This window comes from Nocardioides sp., assembly GCF_036493135.1.
Lineage (GTDB): Bacteria > Actinomycetota > Actinomycetes > Propionibacteriales > Nocardioidaceae > Nocardioides.
Map to the genome: position 1 here is coordinate 1 of NZ_DASXQG010000069.1, position 16,762 is coordinate 16,762.

Genomic DNA, 16,762 nt, shown 5'->3' on the forward strand with positions numbered 1-16,762 from the left:
CGCGCGTGAGCACCGTGCCGGTCGGGTTGTGGGGGGAGTTCAGCAGCACGAACCTGGTGCGCGGCGTGACGGCCGCACGAAGCTCGTCGGCGTCCAGGCGGAAGTACGGCGCGCGCAGGGTGACCGGGCGGCGTATCCCTCCGGCCATCTGGATCATCGCGACGTACGAGTCGTAGTAGGGCTCGAGCACGACGACCTCGTCGCCGGGGTCGACCAGTCCCAGCAGCGCCGCGGCCACACCCTCGGTGCAGCCGGTGGTCACGACGACCTGACGGTCGGGGTCGAGCTCGAGCCCGTAGTGCCGCTGCTGGTGGCGGGCGATCGCCTGGCGCAGCGCCGGTACGCCGGTCCCGGGTGCGTACTGGTTCGCACCGCTGCGCATCGCCCGGTCGGCCGCGGCCAGGACGGACGCCGGCCCGTCGGCGTCGGGGAAACCCTGTCCGAGGTTGACCGCACCGGTCCGCATCGCCAATGCCGACATCGTGGTGAAGATCGTCGGCGGGATGCCGTCCAGCCGGTGGGCCAGCGTCATGCCTGGGTGGCCAGCCATGCGTCGAGGAGCTCCTTGTCACGCTCCGGTGGCAGGCCCCAGCTCGGGTTCGTCGACTGGTCGGGGTTGGCCCGCGCCCAGGTGAGCGTGTCGCGCACGGTCTCGGCGAACGGCCGGTGCGTCAGGCCGGCCGCCTCCGCCGCAGCGGTGCCCATCGCCAGTGACCACTCCACACCGCCCTCGGTCCACAGCGGGAGCTGGAGCCCGTCCACGCCCTGCTCGACCAGCCAGTCACCGTCCACCGGCACCAGCCGGGCGTCGCTGTCCACCGCGGCGAGCGTCTCGTCGAGGAGCGCCCCGAACGTCGTGTGCGGCCGGGCCGCGGTGAAGGCGCCGGTCACGCTGTCCTCGGCCAGCCGGATCGTCCAGGCGCCCATGTCGCGCGCGTCGATGCACTGCATCGGTGCCTCGGCCGGACCGGGCGCGATCATCGGACCGCCCCGGGCAGCCCGCAGCGGCCACCACGGATAGCGCGCGGTCATGTCGCGCGGGCCCACGACGTACGTCGGGCGGACGATCGCCAGCCTGCCCTCGCCGTAGAGCTCGGTGGCGATGTTCTCGCAGGTGACCTTCAGCGGGCCGTAGCTCTCGTTGGTGACCTCCGTGGCGTCCTCGGACGCCGGCGCGAAGAGCGGTGAGTCCTCGTCGGCACCCGGCCCCTCCGGCTCCTGGTAGACCGACACCGTCGAGATGAAGAGGTGGTGGCCACCACGGTCGCCCAGTGCGTCGTGGAGGTGTCGCACCTGCCCCGGCACGTACGCGCAGACATCGATGGTCGCGTCGTAGCTCTTCTCGTCGAGCACCGACAGGTCGCCGTCGCGGTCGGCGAGCAGATGGGTGGCCCCGGGCAGCTCGTCGGTGGCGTGGCGGTGGAGGAGGCTCACGTCGTGACCGGCGTCCAGTGCCGCCTGTGCCATGGCCTGGCCGACGAAGCGAGTGCCGCCGATGATCAGGATCCGCATGCTGCGAGAGTAGGGCACATGGATCAGGGCCTGGCGCGTGACATCGACGCCCGCTGCCGGCTCGTCGGCGAGTTCACACTGAGGTCCGGACAGGTCGCGAGTGAGTACTTCGACAAGTACCTGTTCGAGACCGATCCGGACCTCCTCGCGCGCGTCGCGTCCGCGATGGTGCCGCTGCTGCCGGACGGCACCGACCTGCTCGGCGGCCTCGAGATGGGCGGCATCCCGATCGTCACCGTGGTCAGTGCCCAGAGCCGGATCCCGGCGCTGTTCGTGCGCAAGGAGGCGAAGACGTACGGCACCTGCAAGCTGGCCGAGGGACCTGACGTCTCCGGTCGGCGGGTCACTCTGATCGAGGACGTGATCACCACCGGCGGGGCGGTGCGCCACGCGGCGGTCGCCCTCCGTGCGGGCGGGGCGACCGTGGAGACCGTGCTGTGCGCGATCGACCGGTCACCGGGCGACGACAACCCGCTCGCGGATGTCGGGCTCGAGATCCGGTCGGTGCTCACCAAGGCCGATCTGGACGCCGTACACGCCTGACCGCCGAGTCGTCATCAGACGACTCGGCGTGATCTGGCTGCCCCTTTGCGCCGACCCGGCGTCAGCTGGTGGCTTCCTGGCGGCGACGGTTCTTCCACCACTCGTAGCCGATCGGGATCACGGTCACGAGCAGCAGCCCGAGGATCACCCAGTCGATCTTGTCGCTGAGCCACGGGAACGCCTGACCCAGGAAGTACCCCAGGCAGGTGATGCTGACGACCCAGAGCACGGCACCGACGGCGCTCCAGATCCAGAACTTGACCCGGGGCATCTCGCTGACGCCCGCGATCAGGGTCACGTAGGTGCGCACGAACGGCACGAACCGGCCGATCACCAGCGCCTGGCTTCCGTGCGTCTCGAAGAAGTCGACGGTCTGGTCGAGGTACTTCTTCTTGATGATCTTCCCGTCGTGCCGGCGCACGGGTGGACCGATCGCCCGGCCGATCTCGTAGCCGGCGACGTTCCCGGCGAACGCGGCGACGATGAAGGCGAGGCAGGCGACCAGGAGCCCGACGATGTTGGGGCCGCTGGTCAGGTTGAGCTCGTCGGTGGCGACGAAGAGACCGACCGAGAACAGCAGCGTGTCACCCGGCAGAAAGGGGAAGAGCAGACCGCACTCGATGAAGACGATGATCAGGCTGATCCACACGAACTCGGTGTGGAAGTTCTGCAGGAGCCAGTGCGGATCCATCCAGGGGATGCCGAGGAGAAGGGGCTGCAGGCCGGTCACCGGGTGAGCCTACCTAGGGCATCTGTCCGCAACCTGAACGGTGGTCGGCGCGCCCACGACGCCCTCGGCCCGGGGGTCGTCTCCACTAGCGTCGGGCGCATGGACGACACCCAGCGTGAGAGCTTTCTGGACGCCGCACGCATCGCCGCGGATCTGGCGCGCAGCCCGGAGGTCGCTGCGCGGTGGGGTGAGGAGAGCGCGTGTGCCGACATGTCTGTGGGCGGGCTCGCCCACCACCTGGTGGGCCAGATCGCGAGCACCGTGAAGCTGGTCGGGGCGGAGCCGTCGACGCAGGCGCCGATCCCTCTGCTCGAGCACTACGCGCGCGCCACCTGGGTCGGCGCCGCTCACGACGACGAGGTCAACGTCGGCATCCGTGACGGCAGCGACGCCGAGGCCGCCTCCGGACCGGCCGCGCTCGCCGCGTTGGTCGACGACCTGCTCGCCCGGCTGCCCTCCGTGCTCGACGCACGCGAGACCGGCGATCTGGTCCTGATCCCCTGGCAGGGGTGGTCGCTCACGGTTCACGACTGGCTGGTGACCCGGGAGATGGAGATCGTCGTGCACGCCGACGACCTGGCCGCGAGCGTGGGCCTGCCGACACCGGAGTTCCCCGACGACGTGCTCGTCCCCGTGCTCGACCTGCTGACGCGGGTCGCCGTACGCCGGCACGGGCAGGCGGCCGTGGTCCGCGCACTGAGCCGGCCGCAGCGCGCTCCCGCGTCGGTCTCGGCGTTCTGACGTGGAGCCACCGGACGGGCGCGCGCCGTACGACCCGATGCCGTACGGACCGGCTGAGGTGGGTCTCGGACCGTGGGAGGGGGAGTGGCCCACCGGCGAGCAGTACGACGAGCGCCTGCTCGCCGAGGGCGACCGGCGCAACGTCGTCGACCGGTACCGCTACTGGCGGATGGAGGCGATCGTGGCCGACCTCGACACCCGCCGCCACGACTTCCACGTCGCGATCGAGAACTGGCAGCACGACTTCAACATCGGCACGATCGTGCGCACCGCCAACGCGTTCCTCGCCGCCGAGGTGCACATCGTCGGCAACCGTCGGTGGAACCGCCGCGGCGCCATGGTCACCGACCGCTACCAGCACGTGCGCCATCACAAGACGGCGGCCGACCTGGCGGCGCACCTGAAGGACCACGGCGGCGGACCGGTGCCCTTGCTCGGCATCGACAACCTCCCGGGCTCGGCCCACCTGGAGACGATGGAGATGCCTCGTCGGGTCTGCTTCCTGTTCGGTCAGGAGGGGCCCGGCCTCTCGGAGGCCGCGCGTACGGCGTGCGACGGCACCTTCTCGATCGCGCAGTTCGGCTCGACCCGGTCGATCAACGCCTCGGCGGCGGCGGCGATCGCCATGCACACCTGGATCCGCGCGCACGCCGACCTCACTCATGAAACGGCGTGGCGCGGATGAGCCGATGAGCCGTTCAGCGGCAGGTCAGCGGCAGGTCAGCTGCCGGTCCTGGAGTAGCAGACGACCACGTGGTCGTGAGCGACGTTCCAGGTGATCTTGTCGCGGTAGGTCCACCGGTAGGGCCTGTCCGACTTCACCCGGCTCCGGCACTTGCCCACCGCCTTCTTGTTCAGCGCCTTCTGGCCGGGGTACGTGCCGGCGACCCAGAACGTGCCCGTGGCTCGCCAGGCGTGCGCGGCCGAGCAGGGAGTGTTCAGCACGGTCGTGGACAGGCAGCGGGCGAGCGGGTCGGGCAGTCGGCCGCCCGGGAGGAACGGAGTGCTCGAGGTGGGGAGCTTTGCCAGCTCGGTGTCCTTGGGCCGGATGATCGAGCAGCTCAGCCAGCGCGCGCCTTTGGCCCGCTGCGCCTTGGTCGGCGCGAAGTACGCGAAGTGGTACGCCGAGGAGTCCCGCGTCTTCGCGTCCCGACCCAGTGCCGCTGCGACCTCGGGCAGGCACCGGTCCGCGACGACGCGGAAGAGCTGGTTCTTGCTCGCCCGGCTCCAGTCGAGGCGCTTCGGGAGCTTCACGACTCCGGCGACCTGGGCGGTGTGCCCCTGCGAGCAGTCGACGACGGTGCTGTGGTCGGACCTGGCGTTCGCCTGCTGGGGGGTCATGGTGCTGCAGGCGCCGACCGTCGGGGCGCCGGCCATGCCGCCCGCGCGCTGCGCTTCGGCGTACGACGGGCCCGTCGCGCCGAGGGCGGTGACGGTGAGAGCGGCGGCGACGGCCATCACGTGCGTGGTCGAGATCCTCATGTCGGACGCATCCTAGGTCCCACCTGCGGCCGCGCGCGCGACACGTCATCTCGCCGCGAGTCGCTCCACGCCGTCGAGGACCAGGTCCCTCCGGGCCAGGGTGGGTGGCCCAGCGGGGGCGATCCCGAGGCCGCCTCATCTAGGTCATGAGCTCGAACTCGTCCTGCACTCTCTTCACCTGGACCAGCCAGGAGGAGAGGGTGTCGGCGCGGACGCCCACGCGTTCGGAGTACAGGGCGCCTTGCTCGGGGCAGTCGTACCCGAGCACGAACCAGTCGCCGCCCGGCGTGCGCACGCGAACGGCCTGGTCGTGGCAGGAGAGCACGGCCAGCTCGTCGACGACCGGGTGGCGGATCCGCTGGACGACGCTCCCACCCGGCTTCGCGACGAGCAGATCCCCGTCGTACCCCGCCGGCGACTCGTTGTCGGAGAGCGGCGGTGAGTACGGGCCGGGCGCCGTCGCAGCCAGCGCCAGGCGACCGGACATCACCGCGAACTCGGCGCGCGCCCAGCCCATGAAGGCCTGGTAGTCATACGGCGCCTCGCGCTGCTCGTCGAGCCGTTCGGGCTCGTTGCCCACGACCAGCACCCACCGGGTCTGGCTCCCGATGCGCACGATGGCGCCTCCTTGGGGGTGCCGCGCAACGTCGATCTCGCCGTACGTGGCGAGGACCGTGACGTCCCGGTCGCGCCGGAACATCCGGCCGTACAGGTACAGGACCGGTGGCGTGTCGGCATGCACGAAGCGCGCCGGCGCCGTCAGGAGGTGCACGGGCGTCGGGGCGGCGGTCGTGGTGGGGGTCGGCAACGGGAGTGGCAGTTCGATCCCTCCGCCTCCGCCGGCGGCCGGCCGGAGCAGCACCGGGCCGACCGCGAGTACGGCGAGCGCGACGGCGGCACCGATGGTCGCCGTTCCGCGACGACGTCGTACGGCGCGCCGGCCGGCCGCGAGCCGTTCCTCGACCGGTCGGTGTGGCGGCCCCTCGTCGAAGCTGGCGTCGAGCCGCTCCTGCAGATCGGTGGTCATCGGGTCTCCCGGCTCGGGGCGACATGGAGCGCGGCCAGTGCTCGCGAGGAGTGGCTCTGCACGCTGCCGGTCGAGATCCCGAGCTCCTCGGCCGTCTCCTCGACCGAGAGCCCGAGCCAGTGCCGGAGCACGACCGTCTTCCGCTGCATCGCCGGCAATGCCTGCAGGTCCTCGAACAGCGCGGTCCGTTCGGTCGGGTCGGTCCGGTCGGTCCGGTCGCGGTCGCCGACCGGTCTGTCCGGGCCGTCCTGGCCCGGGCCCTCGCGTCGCCAGGGCCGACGGTGCTCGTCGACGTTCGCGCGGACGACGAGCCGGCGGACATAGGCGTCTTCGACGCCCATCCGCTGGACCCGCGGCCACGCGACGTACAGCCTGATGAGGGCGGCCTGGAGGACGTCGTCCGCTCGGCCCCAGTCGCCGCAGATCGCGTAGGCGATCCGGCGCAGGTGCGTCTGGCGTGCCGTCACGAACTCGACGTACGCCCGCTCCCGCGCGTCCACCCGCATGCGCTCACGTCCTCCTCTGCAGATTGTGGACCTCCGACGTCTGCGGGGCGAATGGCCGGTCGGTGGTCACCGGGCCTGCCACTAGGCTGGAAGTGCTGGAACCCCGCGTCACGAGGAGTCACCCGATGCCCGTCGCCACCCCCGAGATCTACGCGCAGATGCTCGACACCGCGAAGGAGAAGTCGTTCGCGTTCCCAGCCATCAACGTGTCGTCGTCCCAGACCTTGAACGCCGCGCTGAAGGGGTTCGCCGACTCGGAGTCCGACGGGATCATCCAGATCTCCACCGGGGGCGCGGAGTACCTCTCGGGGCCGGCGGTCAAGAACATGGTGAGCGGCTCGGTGGCGTTCGCGTCGTACGCCGCGGAGGTCGCCAAGAACTACCCGATCCACGTCGCGCTGCACACCGACCACTGCCCGAAGGACAAGCTCGACGGGTTCGTCCGGCCACTGCTCGACATCAGCGCGGAGAGGGTCGCACGCGGGGAGGCGCCGCTGTTCCAGTCGCACATGTGGGACGGGTCCGCCGTACCGCTGGAGGAGAACCTGCAGATCGCCCAGGAGCTGCTGGCCAAGGCCGCGGCGGCCCACATCGTGCTCGAGGTCGAGATCGGCGTCGTCGGCGGCGAGGAGGACGGCGTGGAGGGAGCGATCGACGACAAGCTCTACACGACCCCGCAGGACGCGCTCGACACCGTCGAGGCGCTCGGGCTCGGCGACAAGGGCCGCTACCTGACCGCACTCACGTTCGGCAACGTGCACGGCGTCTACAAGCCCGGCAACGTCAAGCTCCGCCCGGAGATCCTCAAGGACGCACAGGACGCGATCATCGAGAAGTACGGCACCCACGCCGGCTTCGGCCCCGGCTCGCTCCCGCTGGACCTGGTCTTCCACGGTGGCTCGGGCTCGTCGGAGCAGGAGATCGCGGACGCGGTCAAGTACGGCGTGGTGAAGATGAACGTCGACACCGACACGCAGTACGCCTTCACCCGGCCCGTCGTCGACCACATGTTCCACAACTACAGCGGGGTGCTGAAGGTCGACGGCGACGTGGGTGACAAGAAGAGCTACGACCCCCGTGCCTGGGGCAAGGCCGCGGAGGCCGGCATGGCGGCGCGGGTCGTCGAGGCGTGCGCCAACCTCTCAGCCACCGGCCACACGCTCGGCTGAGCCCGCCCCCGAATAGCGCGGGTTATCGGGCTCACCCGACGACCCCGTGTCACCAAGGGGCGCGATGAGCCTCAGTCCAGGGCGGGCGCCGGGGCCTCGGTGGGCTCGGCCTGCGGTTCCCGTCGAGGGGCCAGGTGTCGGGGGAGCTGGAAGAACAGCACCGACACGAACCCGAGGACGAGCACGGCGGCCGGAAGCAGCATCGCGTCGGACATCGCCTGGCTGAACGGGTCGCGGACGATCGCCGGCAGCTGCTGGAGTGCTCCCTCGGGCTCGGCCCCACCAGAGAGACCGTGGGCGGCGATCCGGGAGTCGATCAGTACGGCGATCGCGGCCGACCCGAGGACGGCGCCGACCTGCCGGGTCGCGTTGTAGACGCCGGATCCGGCCCCGGCGAGCTGCATCGGCAGGTTGCGGGTGGCGGTCGCGGCGAGCGGCGCCCAGATGCCGGCCATGCCGATGCCGAGCAGCGCCATCGCGCCGAGGAGGTGCCAGACGGCGCCGGTGGGCGTCAGCGTCAACGAGATCAGGTACACCGCCACGGCGGTGACCGCGAAGCCCAGGCCGCACAGGGTGCGAGGGTGCACCTTGTCGGTGAACCGGCCCACGATCGGCGCCAGGATGATCGACATCACCGCCATCGGCACGAACAGCATCGCCGACTCGAGCGGTGAGTAGCCGCGCACCAGCTGGGCGTACAGCATCGTGGGGAAGCCCATCGCGGTCGCCGTGAAAGACATCGTCGAGATCGCGAAGTTCGAGATCGCGAAGTTGCGGTCGTGGAAGAGGCTGAGCGGCACCAGCGGCTCGGCGCGGTTCTTCGACTGCCAGACGACGAACACCACGAAGAGCGCCACGCCGGCGATGATCGAGGCCATCACCCAACCGTTCCAGTGGTACTTGTGGCCCTGCTGGATGCCGAAGACCAGGAAGAACATCCCGAGCCCGCTCAACGCGACGCCCAGCCAGTCGAACCGGTGCGTGTGGGTCGGCAGGGACGGCACGAGCCGCACCGCCAGGAAGAACCCGATCACCCCCACCGGGATGTTGATGAAGAAGATCCACTCCCAGCCGAAGGCGTCGACCAGGATGCCGCCCAGGATCGGACCGACCAGGGTCGCGACGCCGGCGGTCGCACCCCACAGCGCCATTGCCTGACCACGACGGTCGGCCGGGAAGATCCGGGTGATCACGGCCATCGTCTGCGGGGTCAGCATCGAGGCGCCCAGCCCCTGGAAGACCCGCGCCACGATCAGCATCTCGATGCTCGTGGTCAGGCCGCACCACAGCGAGGCCAGCGTGAAGACGGTGAGACCGACCAGGTAGAGGTTCTTCGGCCCGAAGCGGTCACCGAGCCGCCCGGTGATCAGCACGGGTACGGCGTACGCCAGCAGGTAGGCGCTGGTCACCCACACCACGCTGTTCACGTCGGCATGCAGGTCGGAGATGATCGCCGGCGTCGCCACCGTGACGATCGTTGTGTCGACCAGGATCATGAAGAAGCCGAGACACAGCGCGAAGAGTGCCGGCCAGGGCCTCACATCCGCGGGGATGGGGTCGCGGGTCGAGGTCTGCGAGGCCATGACGGAAGTGAACACCTTTCCACGGACATTGATTCCACGGGATCATCGGTACGTCTGTAGTGATGACGGATCACGCCGGCCCGGCGTGACAGGGTGGCGGCATGAGCCACGTGGACCTGATCGCCGGACCGCCGCCCACCCACCTCCCCGACGACCCGGCCGACGCCGAGCTCGCGAACGGCGACAGCCCGGCTGCCGTCGTACGCCGTCACCCGGCCTCGCCGTTCGCCTGGGCCGCGCTGGCCGACCAGGCGCGCGACCAGGGCGCCGACGACGTGACCGTGTATGCCTACGCCCGGGTCGGGTACCACCGCAGCCTCGACCTGCTCCGCCGCAACGGCTGGAAGGGCCACGGCCCCGTGCCGTGGGAGCACGAGCCCAACCGCGGCTTCCTGCGCTGCCTGGCCACGCTCGCCCTGTCCGCGCGCGCGATCGGCGAGGACGACGAGTGGCAGCGCTGCTCGGACTTCCTGCGCGACTCCAGCCCCGCAGCCGCGGACACCCTGCTGGGCTCGGCTTAATCGCCCAGGAGCCGCCGCACCCGGTCGGCGCCCAACGCCACGATCAGGGTCGGGAGGCGCGGGCCGCGTTCGGCGTCGACGAGCAGGTGGTAGAGCAGCCGGAAGAACTCCTTCTGGTCCGCCTTCACCTCGTCGGTCGGCTTCTCGTCGAGTGGCATCCCGCGCGCCAGCTTGGGAACGCCGTACACGAGGGAGGTGATGGCGTCGAGCTCGAGGTCGCCCTGCAGACCTCGGAGGAGCAGCGACAACCACTCGCGCTCCTGGCTCGACAGCGCCTCGATCGCCACCGCGTCGGGCTCCGAACGCACCGTGGTGCGGTCGGCGGCCGGCACGAACTCCTCGGTCCATGCCATCGCGCGTGACAGCCGTGGCTCGAGCTGCTCGACCGAGTCGTGGGGGTAGCCCATCGTCCCGACGAGGCGACTGATCTGCTCGGCCGAGCCGGCCGTCACGTCCGCGACCGACGACAGCATCCGGAAGGGGACGACGACGTCCGGCGTGGGCAGCGGCCCGGCCGTCTCGGTCGACGAAGCGCGTTCGTAGGCGAGTGTCTGCACGTCGCGCTTCTCCGGGTCGTTGGCCTTCCGCGCGAGCGCGTCCCACTCGTCGTACAACCGGACGACCTCCTGGCCGAAGTCGATGTCGAAGGCCTGCTTCGGCTGGCGTCGGACGTAGAGCCAGCGCAGGATGCCCGGCTCCAGCACCCGCAGGGCGTCCTGGGCCGTCGGAGCGCCGCCGGCCGACGACGACATCTTCTGCACACCCGCGAACCCGACGAAGCCGTACCCGAACCACGCCGGCCGCGGGTAGTCCCAGACGGTCTCGACCAGCTCGTGCCCGACCGTGAACGACGAACCCGGCGTGGCGTGGTCCATCCCGGCCGGCTCGAAGTCGACGTGCTCGAAGGCCCAGCGCATCGGCCAGTCGGCCTTCCAGACCAGCTTGCCCTCGTCCTGCGTCGCGAGGTTGGTCGTGCCGTGGAAGTCGCCCACCGAGCAGACATAGGTGAGGTCGGTCGTCTCGTCGTCGTACGCCGTCACGGTGGTCGTGTCGCGGCCGCAGTCGCTGCAGTAGGGCTTGAAAGGGAAGTAGCCCACACCGGTCTCGTCGGCGTCCTGGTCGTCGTTCGCGACCGAGTCCGCCATCGCCTCGGCGTCCTGGGCGGCGTGGTCGCCGGTCTCGTCCGCCGGATCGGGCCCGACCTTCCTGGTGCGGTACTTCGCGAGCACCGCGTCGATCTCGTGCCGGTGGCGGACCGCGCGCAGCACCTCGTCGCGGTAGACACCGCTCCGATAGCGCTCGGCCTGGGAGATGGTCTCCACCTCGGCGCCCAGCGCGGCGAACGTCTCGAGCACCGGTTGCTTGAAGTGGGTCGACCACGAGTCGTGGCAACCCCACGGGTCGGGGACGTCGACCAGTGGTCGTCCGATGTGCTCGGCGAACGACGGGTCCACGCCGTGCGGCACCTTGCGGAAGCGGTCGTAGTCGTCCCACACGTGCAGGTGACGCACGGGTACGCCGCGGCGGCGCAGCTCGTCGGCGACGAAGTGCGGCATCAGGAACTCACGCAGGTTCCCCAGGTGCACCAGACCCGACGGAGAGATGCCCGACGAGCAGGTGACCGGCCCAGGGGCGCCGGTCTTCTCGTGATGCCGGATCGCGTCGTCGGCGGCGCGAGTCACCCAGTCATGGGGCTCGCCCAACGGCGTGGATCGGGACATCGACGGGTCTCCTGCTCGGATGCGTCACGGACGCGCCACGCTATCGCGCGGGCCGAGCCGGTCCGAAGCCGGTTTAGTCCGATGGGAGACGGGCGTAGGGAGGGCGCCGACCGATGGTCGGCGCCCTCTCGACGAGTCGGCCGGAGCATCCCCCGATGTGTGCCGGCCGGCAGCACTCGGCTGCCCGTCGCCTTCCATGATGGTCATTGGAACGGTCAAACTGCGGGCGGCTCCGGTCAGTGGCAGTAAACTGCCACCAGTGCCACGGAGAAGAGCGGTCTCGGTTCTCTCCGCGCTCGGGGTGAGCGCGGACGATGAACGCCGCTATCAGCAGGTGCTCCCGTTCGCCGGGTCCTCGGTCCGTGAGATCGGCACCATCCTCGGCGTCGACCCCGACGAGGTCCCGGTCACGCTCGCCGGACTGACCGACCTCGGCGTCGTCCGCATCGTCGACGGCCGGGTGGCGGTCCTGCGCAACGACCAGATCCTCTCCGCCGCGATCACCCGCGAGGCCGAGGCCGCGGTCCAGGTCCGCGACCGGCTCGACGACCTCGCGCGCGCCGTACCCCTGCTCGTCGCGGCCGGGTCCCGTCCGGCGCCGGGCGAGGTGCAGGACGTGCGCGCGCTCGACGGTGAGATGAGCGCCGGAGGCAACGCGCTGGAGCTGCTCACGTCGCTGATCGAGCAGAGCCGTGGAGACCTGCTCTTCCTGCGGCCGGACACCTGGCTGATGCCCCGCGAGTCCGCGATGTCCAAGGTGGTCGGCCGCGCGGTGGCGAGCGGAAGGAGCTCGCGGGCGGTCTACCCGCTTCGCGCCCTGCACGAGGCGCCGGAGACCCTGCACATGCGGGTCGACGAGGGGGAGGAGGTCCGGCTGATCGACGACCTGCCGACGCGGCTCTTCGTGATCAGCGGAACGCACGCGATCCTCCCCGAGCCGCTCGGCTTCGCCGACGAGCCGCGCCTGCTGGTCCGCCAGGGCGCCCTGGTCGACGCGCTCACCCTGCTCTTCGAGCTCTACTGGGAGAAGGCTGTCCCGGTCTCCGAGCTCTCGGGCCCGCGCAGCGAGCGGACGTTCCTCCTCCGCCAGCTCAAGGCGGGTGCCAAGGACGAGCAGATCGCCCGCATCATGGGCCTCAGCCTGCGCACCGTCCGTCGTCGCATCTCGCAGCTGATGATCGAGCTCGGCGCCGACACGCGCTTCCAGGCCGGAGCCGAGGCGGTCCGCCGCGGGTGGCTCTGAGCGGGCAGCCGCTGTCATAACCGCGCGATCGCGCGGTTATGACAGTGATCCGCGCCGTAGCGCTGTCGTAACTGCGCGATCGCGCAGTTGGAGCAGCCCCCACCCGGAGCACCCCACCCGAAGCAGCTCCCACCCGGAGCACCCCACCCGGGGCAGCCCCCACCCGGGCAGCGACCGGAGCAGCGACCCGGGGCAGCGACTACGGAGGAAGCACGAACGAGTACGCCGCCGGCTCGACGCGCCAGCTCCGGTGCCGCTCCGGGCCGCTGATCTCGCCGTCCGCGCTGATCCAGAACGCGTCGCCGGAGATCGTCACCTGCCCCCCGCGGAGGTACTGCACGTCGTCGCGCAGGTGGTGCTCCCCGCGCCGCAGGTGCAAGGCATAGCCGAGCCTGGCTCGGGCGCCGACGGAGTGGGAGATCATCACGTCGACCTGGCCGTCCTCGGGGTCGGCCTCGGGGGTGAGCTCGGTGCCGCCGCCGACGCTGGCGCCGTTCCCGATGGACACCATCAGCACTGGTTGGTCGACGTCGGTGACGACCTTCCCGTCCAGCCGGACGTGCAGGTGCACGCGGGGCTCGTCGAGGGCCGACATCACCGCGCCGATCGGGTAGCCGATCTTGCCGAGGTTCACCCTGCCGACCCCGATCTGGCCGAGCCGCTCCTTGATCGCGGCCCCGCGCTTGCTGGCCTCGGCACCGGCCCCGACGTGCACGTTGTTGACCACGACCTCGCCGAGCTCGTCGACGATCAGGTCCATCGGACGTACGTCGCCCGAGAGCACCACGTGCGCCGCCTCCTCGACGTCGAGCGGGATCCCCAGCGACCGGGCGAAGTCGTTGCCGGTGCCCATCGGCAGGAGGCCCAGCACAGCGTGGTCGAGCTCATGACGGCGGTACAGCGCAGCGATCACGGCGTGCAGGCTCCCGTCGCCGCCGGCCACCACGATGCGGCGTGAGGCCGCACGCTGGAGGACGCCGTCGAGCTCTCCGGGTTTGGACGTCGACTGCACGTCGACCGAGCACTTCTCACGCAGGATGTCGAGCGCCGACCGGAGACCCTCGTCGTCGGCGGTCCCCGCGTCGTCGTTGGTGATCACGAGGAGGGGGTCCACGGCTCCGGACCCTAGCCGAGACCTTCCGGGCCGTGACTCCCCCGGTGGGGTATGGTCGCGACCGCCCGAGCGCCCCGTCGGGGCCCGTGAGCCGTGCCCCGAACGCCCCCGAGCAGGAGGTCCGATGCCCGCGATCGTGGTCCTCGGAGCCCAGTGGGGTGACGAGGGGAAGGGGAAGGCGACCGACCTCCTCGCCACCACCGAGTCCATCGACTACGTCGTACGCACCAGCGGTGGCCACAACGCCGGCCACACGATCGTGGTGAACGGCGAGAAGTTCGCGACCCACCTGCTCCCCAGCGGCATCCTCACCCCCGGTTGTACGGCGGTGATCGGCAACGGCGTCGTGGTCTCGCCCGAGGCGCTGTTCCGCGAGGTCGACGCCCTGAGCGCCCGCGGCGTGGACGTGAGCCGGCTCGTGGTCAGCGCCAACGCACACGTGATCGCGTCGTACCACCTGACGATCGACAAGGTCACCGAGCGGTTCCTCGGTGCCAACAAGGTCGGCACGACCGGGCGTGGCATCGGTCCGACGTACGCCGACAAGGTCGCGCGCGTGGGCGTCCGGGTCGCCGATCTCTTCGACGAGAAGATCCTGCACGACAAGATCGAGGCCGGTCTCGAGGTGAAGAACCAGCTGCTCGCCAAGGTCTACAACCGCCGGGCGGTCGACGTGGACGCCGTCGTCGACGAGCTCCTCGCCTACACCGATCGGCTTCGGCCCTTCGTCGCCGACACGACGCTGCTGCTCAACCAGGCGCTCGACCGCGGCGAGACGGTGCTGTTCGAGGGTGCGCAGGCGACGATGCTCGACGTCGACCACGGCACCTACCCGTTCGTCACGTCGTCCAACGCCGTCGCGGGCGGTGTCTGCACCGGCGCCGGGGTCGGCCCGACCCGGATCGACCGCGTCATCGGCGTGATCAAGGCCTACACGACGCGCGTCGGCTCCGGACCCTTCCCGACCGAGCTCTTCGACTCGGACGGCGAGAAGCTTTGGAAGATCGGCGGCGAGGTCGGTGTCTCGACCGGCCGCGACCGTCGCTGCGGATGGTACGACGCGGTCATCGCCCGTTACGCCTCCCGGGTCAACGGCCTCACCGACCTCTTCCTGACCAAGCTCGACGTGCTGTCGAGCTGGGAGAAGGTGCCCGTCTGCGTGGCGTACGACGTGGACGGCGTCCGGCACGACGAGATGCCGATGACCCAGACCGAGTTCCACCACGCGAGGCCGGTGTACGAGCACCTCGACGGCTGGTGGGAGGACATCTCCGGCTGCCGCGCCTTCGACGAGCTGCCGGCCAACGCGCGGGCCTACGTGCGCGCCCTGGAGGACATGTCAGGCACGCAGATCTGGGGGGTGGGGGTCGGACCCGGTCGCGAGCAGACCCTCGAGGTCCCGCACTGAGCGGTACGGTCCACACATGATCGACCCGCGCGAGGCGATCGACCGACTGACCGCGGCGTACCGTGGACCCCACCCGGGCCACCGCACGCTGCACGCCCGCGGCACGTTCTACGAGGGGACGTTCACCGCCGCGGACGCGGCCGCGGAGCTCTGCCGGGCGGCCGTCTTCTCCGGCGAGTCCGTGCCGCTGCTGGTCCGCTGGTCCAACGGAGCCGGGTCTCCGAAGGTGCCGGACAAGGCATCCGACGTCCGAGGGATGGCGGTGAGGTTCCGCAGCGATGCCGGCGACACCGACCTGCTCGGGCAGACGGCACCGCGCTTCCCGGTGCGGGAGCCCGCAGATTTCGTGTCGATGACGGAGGCGGCCGTCCGGCCCGCGACGTTCCCCCTCTGGGTGGCGCGTCATCCGGGCACCATCGGCGCGTTCCTGGCCAACGTGCGTGCCAAGGCGATCGCGCCGCCGTTCTCCTACGCCGAGAAGACCTCCTACCCGATCCATGCCTACCGTTGGATCGCCGCCGACGGCACTCGGAGGTGGGTCCGCTACGAGTTCCGGCCGCAGGTCGGGCGACGGCCGAGTGGCTCGTTCGAGGGCTTCGACCGGCTGCGGCAGGAGATCGTCGCCCGTCTGGCCGAAGGGCCGGTGCGCTACGACCTGCACGTGATCGTGGCCGCCGAGGGCGACGACCCCCACGACCCGACGTCGGTCTGGAAGGGCGGCCGGCAGCTCACCGCCGGCGTGATCGAGGTGACCGCCCCGGTCGACGACCCGGAGGAGTCCGGTGGCCCGGTGGTCTTCGACCCGGCGCGGGTGGTCGACGGCATCGAGCTCTCCGACGACCCGATCCTGAGGTACCGGCCGTCCGCGTACAGCGAGTCCGTCGCGCGTCGTACGTCGGCTTGATCGCGCTCGGGCAAGTCGGGTCAAGCAAAGCGGAAGGGTTCGCCGGACGCTGGCCGCATGACACTTCCGTACGCCGAACCGCTGACCCTGATCGATCCCGCCGACCGCGTCGTGCCCGAGCCGCCCCGGCGGGGCGAGGAGGGTGGCGAGCCCTGCTTCCCGTGCAGCGCCGGCTCCGACGAGAACCTGATCTGGGCCGACCAGCACTGGACCCTGCACAACCCCGGCCAGACCGGCCTGCCCGGCTCGGTGTGGCTGGCGTCGCGGGCGCACTTCGACTCGTTCGCCGACATGCCTCCCGAGGTCGGCTCGACCTTCGCAGGGGTGTGCGGGCGCGTCGAGCGCGCCGTGCTGGCGCTGGGCGACGTGGCGCGGGTCCACCTCTACCGCTGGGGTGACGGTGGCGCGCACTTCCACGTCTGGTTCGTCCCGCGCCCGCTCGGGCGGCTCGACATGAGCGGTCACCTGCTGATGGCGTGGGAGGACACGATGCCTGCGGCGACCGAGCAGCAGATCACCGAGACCGGACGCCGCATCGCGGCCGCCATGGTGTGATGG

General features: G+C 70.7%; 18 protein-coding genes. 9 read left to right on the plus strand and 9 right to left on the minus strand.

Annotation, left to right across the window (positions count from 1 at the left end):
• A partial coding sequence (locus VGJ24_RS12705; protein ID WP_331500995.1) for an aminotransferase class I/II-fold pyridoxal phosphate-dependent enzyme occupies nt 1–550 on the minus strand: 550 nt, incomplete at its 3' end.
• Nucleotides 529–1,512 (minus strand): NAD-dependent epimerase/dehydratase family protein, encoded by a 984-nt coding sequence (locus VGJ24_RS12710; protein WP_331500996.1) that lies wholly within the window; start codon nt 1,510–1,512, stop codon nt 529–531. The genes VGJ24_RS12705 and VGJ24_RS12710, both read right to left, overlap by 22 nt.
• 18 nt (nt 1,513–1,530) lie before the next feature.
• Between VGJ24_RS12710 and pyrE the strand changes: the two genes are divergently transcribed.
• Nucleotides 1,531–2,055 carry an orotate phosphoribosyltransferase gene (gene pyrE, locus VGJ24_RS12715; RefSeq protein WP_331500997.1) on the plus strand — a complete coding sequence of 175 codons (525 nt, stop codon included), beginning with the start codon at nt 1,531–1,533 and terminating at the stop codon, nt 2,053–2,055.
• A 61-nt stretch (nt 2,056–2,116) separates the two neighbouring features.
• On the opposite strand, the gene VGJ24_RS12720 is transcribed toward pyrE, so the two are convergent.
• Nucleotides 2,117–2,785, minus strand: a complete 669-nt coding sequence (locus tag VGJ24_RS12720; RefSeq protein WP_331500998.1) for a DedA family protein — start codon at nt 2,783–2,785, stop codon at nt 2,117–2,119.
• 99 nt (nt 2,786–2,884) lie between these two features.
• Between VGJ24_RS12720 and VGJ24_RS12725 the strand changes: the two genes are divergently transcribed.
• Both VGJ24_RS12725 and VGJ24_RS12730 read left to right on the plus strand, forming a co-directional pair.
• Nucleotides 2,885–3,526 carry a maleylpyruvate isomerase N-terminal domain-containing protein gene (locus VGJ24_RS12725; RefSeq protein WP_331500999.1) on the plus strand — a complete coding sequence of 214 codons (642 nt, stop codon included), beginning with the start codon at nt 2,885–2,887 and terminating at the stop codon, nt 3,524–3,526.
• Between the two features lie 37 nt (nt 3,527–3,563).
• Complete coding sequence (locus tag VGJ24_RS12730) at nt 3,564–4,211, plus strand: TrmH family RNA methyltransferase (protein ID WP_331501027.1); 648 nt, start codon at nt 3,564–3,566, stop codon at nt 4,209–4,211.
• Between the two features lie 35 nt (nt 4,212–4,246).
• Here VGJ24_RS12730 and VGJ24_RS12735 read toward each other — a convergent pair whose 3' ends face one another.
• The 3 genes from VGJ24_RS12735 to VGJ24_RS12745 form a co-directional block, all read right to left on the minus strand.
• Nucleotides 4,247–5,008 (minus strand): septum formation family protein, encoded by a 762-nt coding sequence (locus tag VGJ24_RS12735; RefSeq protein WP_331501000.1) that lies wholly within the window; start codon nt 5,006–5,008, stop codon nt 4,247–4,249.
• A 139-nt stretch (nt 5,009–5,147) separates the two neighbouring features.
• Nucleotides 5,148–6,035, minus strand: coding sequence for a hypothetical protein (locus tag VGJ24_RS12740; protein ID WP_331501001.1), 888 nt, complete (start codon nt 6,033–6,035; stop codon nt 5,148–5,150).
• Entirely contained in the window at nt 6,032–6,541 is a 510-nt protein-coding gene (locus VGJ24_RS12745; RefSeq protein ID WP_331501002.1) for a SigE family RNA polymerase sigma factor, read from the minus strand. Before VGJ24_RS12745 ends, VGJ24_RS12740 begins: the two co-directional genes overlap by 4 nt.
• A 125-nt stretch (nt 6,542–6,666) precedes the next feature.
• Between VGJ24_RS12745 and fbaA the strand changes: the two genes are divergently transcribed.
• A complete protein-coding gene (fbaA, locus tag VGJ24_RS12750; protein ID WP_331501003.1) occupies nt 6,667–7,710 on the plus strand; it encodes a class II fructose-bisphosphate aldolase in 1,044 nt (347 codons plus the stop codon).
• Between the two features lie 71 nt (nt 7,711–7,781).
• Here the strand turns inward: fbaA and VGJ24_RS12755 are convergent, their stop codons facing one another.
• On the minus strand, nt 7,782–9,293 hold the full coding sequence (locus VGJ24_RS12755; protein WP_331501004.1) for a DHA2 family efflux MFS transporter permease subunit: 1,512 nt from the start codon (nt 9,291–9,293) through the stop codon (nt 7,782–7,784).
• Between the two features lie 101 nt (nt 9,294–9,394).
• On the opposite strand from VGJ24_RS12755, the gene VGJ24_RS12760 reads away from it, so the two are divergent.
• A complete protein-coding gene (locus VGJ24_RS12760; RefSeq protein ID WP_331501005.1) occupies nt 9,395–9,814 on the plus strand; it encodes a DUF3151 domain-containing protein in 420 nt (139 codons plus the stop codon).
• On the opposite strand, the gene lysS is transcribed toward VGJ24_RS12760, so the two are convergent.
• Complete coding sequence (gene lysS / locus VGJ24_RS12765; RefSeq protein WP_331501006.1) at nt 9,811–11,535, minus strand: lysine--tRNA ligase; 1,725 nt, start codon at nt 11,533–11,535, stop codon at nt 9,811–9,813. The two genes, VGJ24_RS12760 and lysS, sit on opposite strands and share 4 nt — an antisense overlap.
• Before the next feature lie 301 nt (nt 11,536–11,836).
• Here lysS and VGJ24_RS12770 point away from each other — a divergent pair, with 301 nt between their 5' ends.
• Nucleotides 11,837–12,778 (plus strand): helix-turn-helix domain-containing protein, encoded by a 942-nt coding sequence (locus VGJ24_RS12770; protein ID WP_331501007.1) that lies wholly within the window; start codon nt 11,837–11,839, stop codon nt 12,776–12,778.
• Nucleotides 12,779–12,977: 199 nt separating this feature from the next.
• Here the strand turns inward: VGJ24_RS12770 and VGJ24_RS12775 are convergent, their stop codons facing one another.
• Nucleotides 12,978–13,892 (minus strand): diacylglycerol/lipid kinase family protein, encoded by a 915-nt coding sequence (locus tag VGJ24_RS12775; RefSeq protein WP_331501008.1) that lies wholly within the window; start codon nt 13,890–13,892, stop codon nt 12,978–12,980.
• A gap of 124 nt (nt 13,893–14,016) precedes the next feature.
• Here VGJ24_RS12775 and VGJ24_RS12780 point away from each other — a divergent pair, with 124 nt between their 5' ends.
• The 3 genes from VGJ24_RS12780 to VGJ24_RS12790 are packed head-to-tail and all read left to right on the plus strand — an operon-like array spanning nt 14,017 to nt 16,759.
• The gene (locus VGJ24_RS12780) at nt 14,017–15,300 is read left to right on the plus strand and encodes an adenylosuccinate synthase (RefSeq protein ID WP_331501009.1); all 1,284 of its coding nucleotides are present in this window, start codon (nt 14,017–14,019) and stop codon (nt 15,298–15,300) included.
• A gap of 16 nt (nt 15,301–15,316) precedes the next feature.
• Nucleotides 15,317–16,204: a catalase gene (locus VGJ24_RS12785; protein WP_331501010.1), complete on the plus strand. Its 888-nt coding sequence runs from the start codon at nt 15,317–15,319 to the stop codon at nt 16,202–16,204.
• A gap of 57 nt (nt 16,205–16,261) precedes the next feature.
• On the plus strand, nt 16,262–16,759 hold the full coding sequence (locus VGJ24_RS12790; protein ID WP_331501011.1) for a hypothetical protein: 498 nt from the start codon (nt 16,262–16,264) through the stop codon (nt 16,757–16,759).
• The last annotated feature ends 3 nt before the right edge of the window (nt 16,760–16,762 follow it).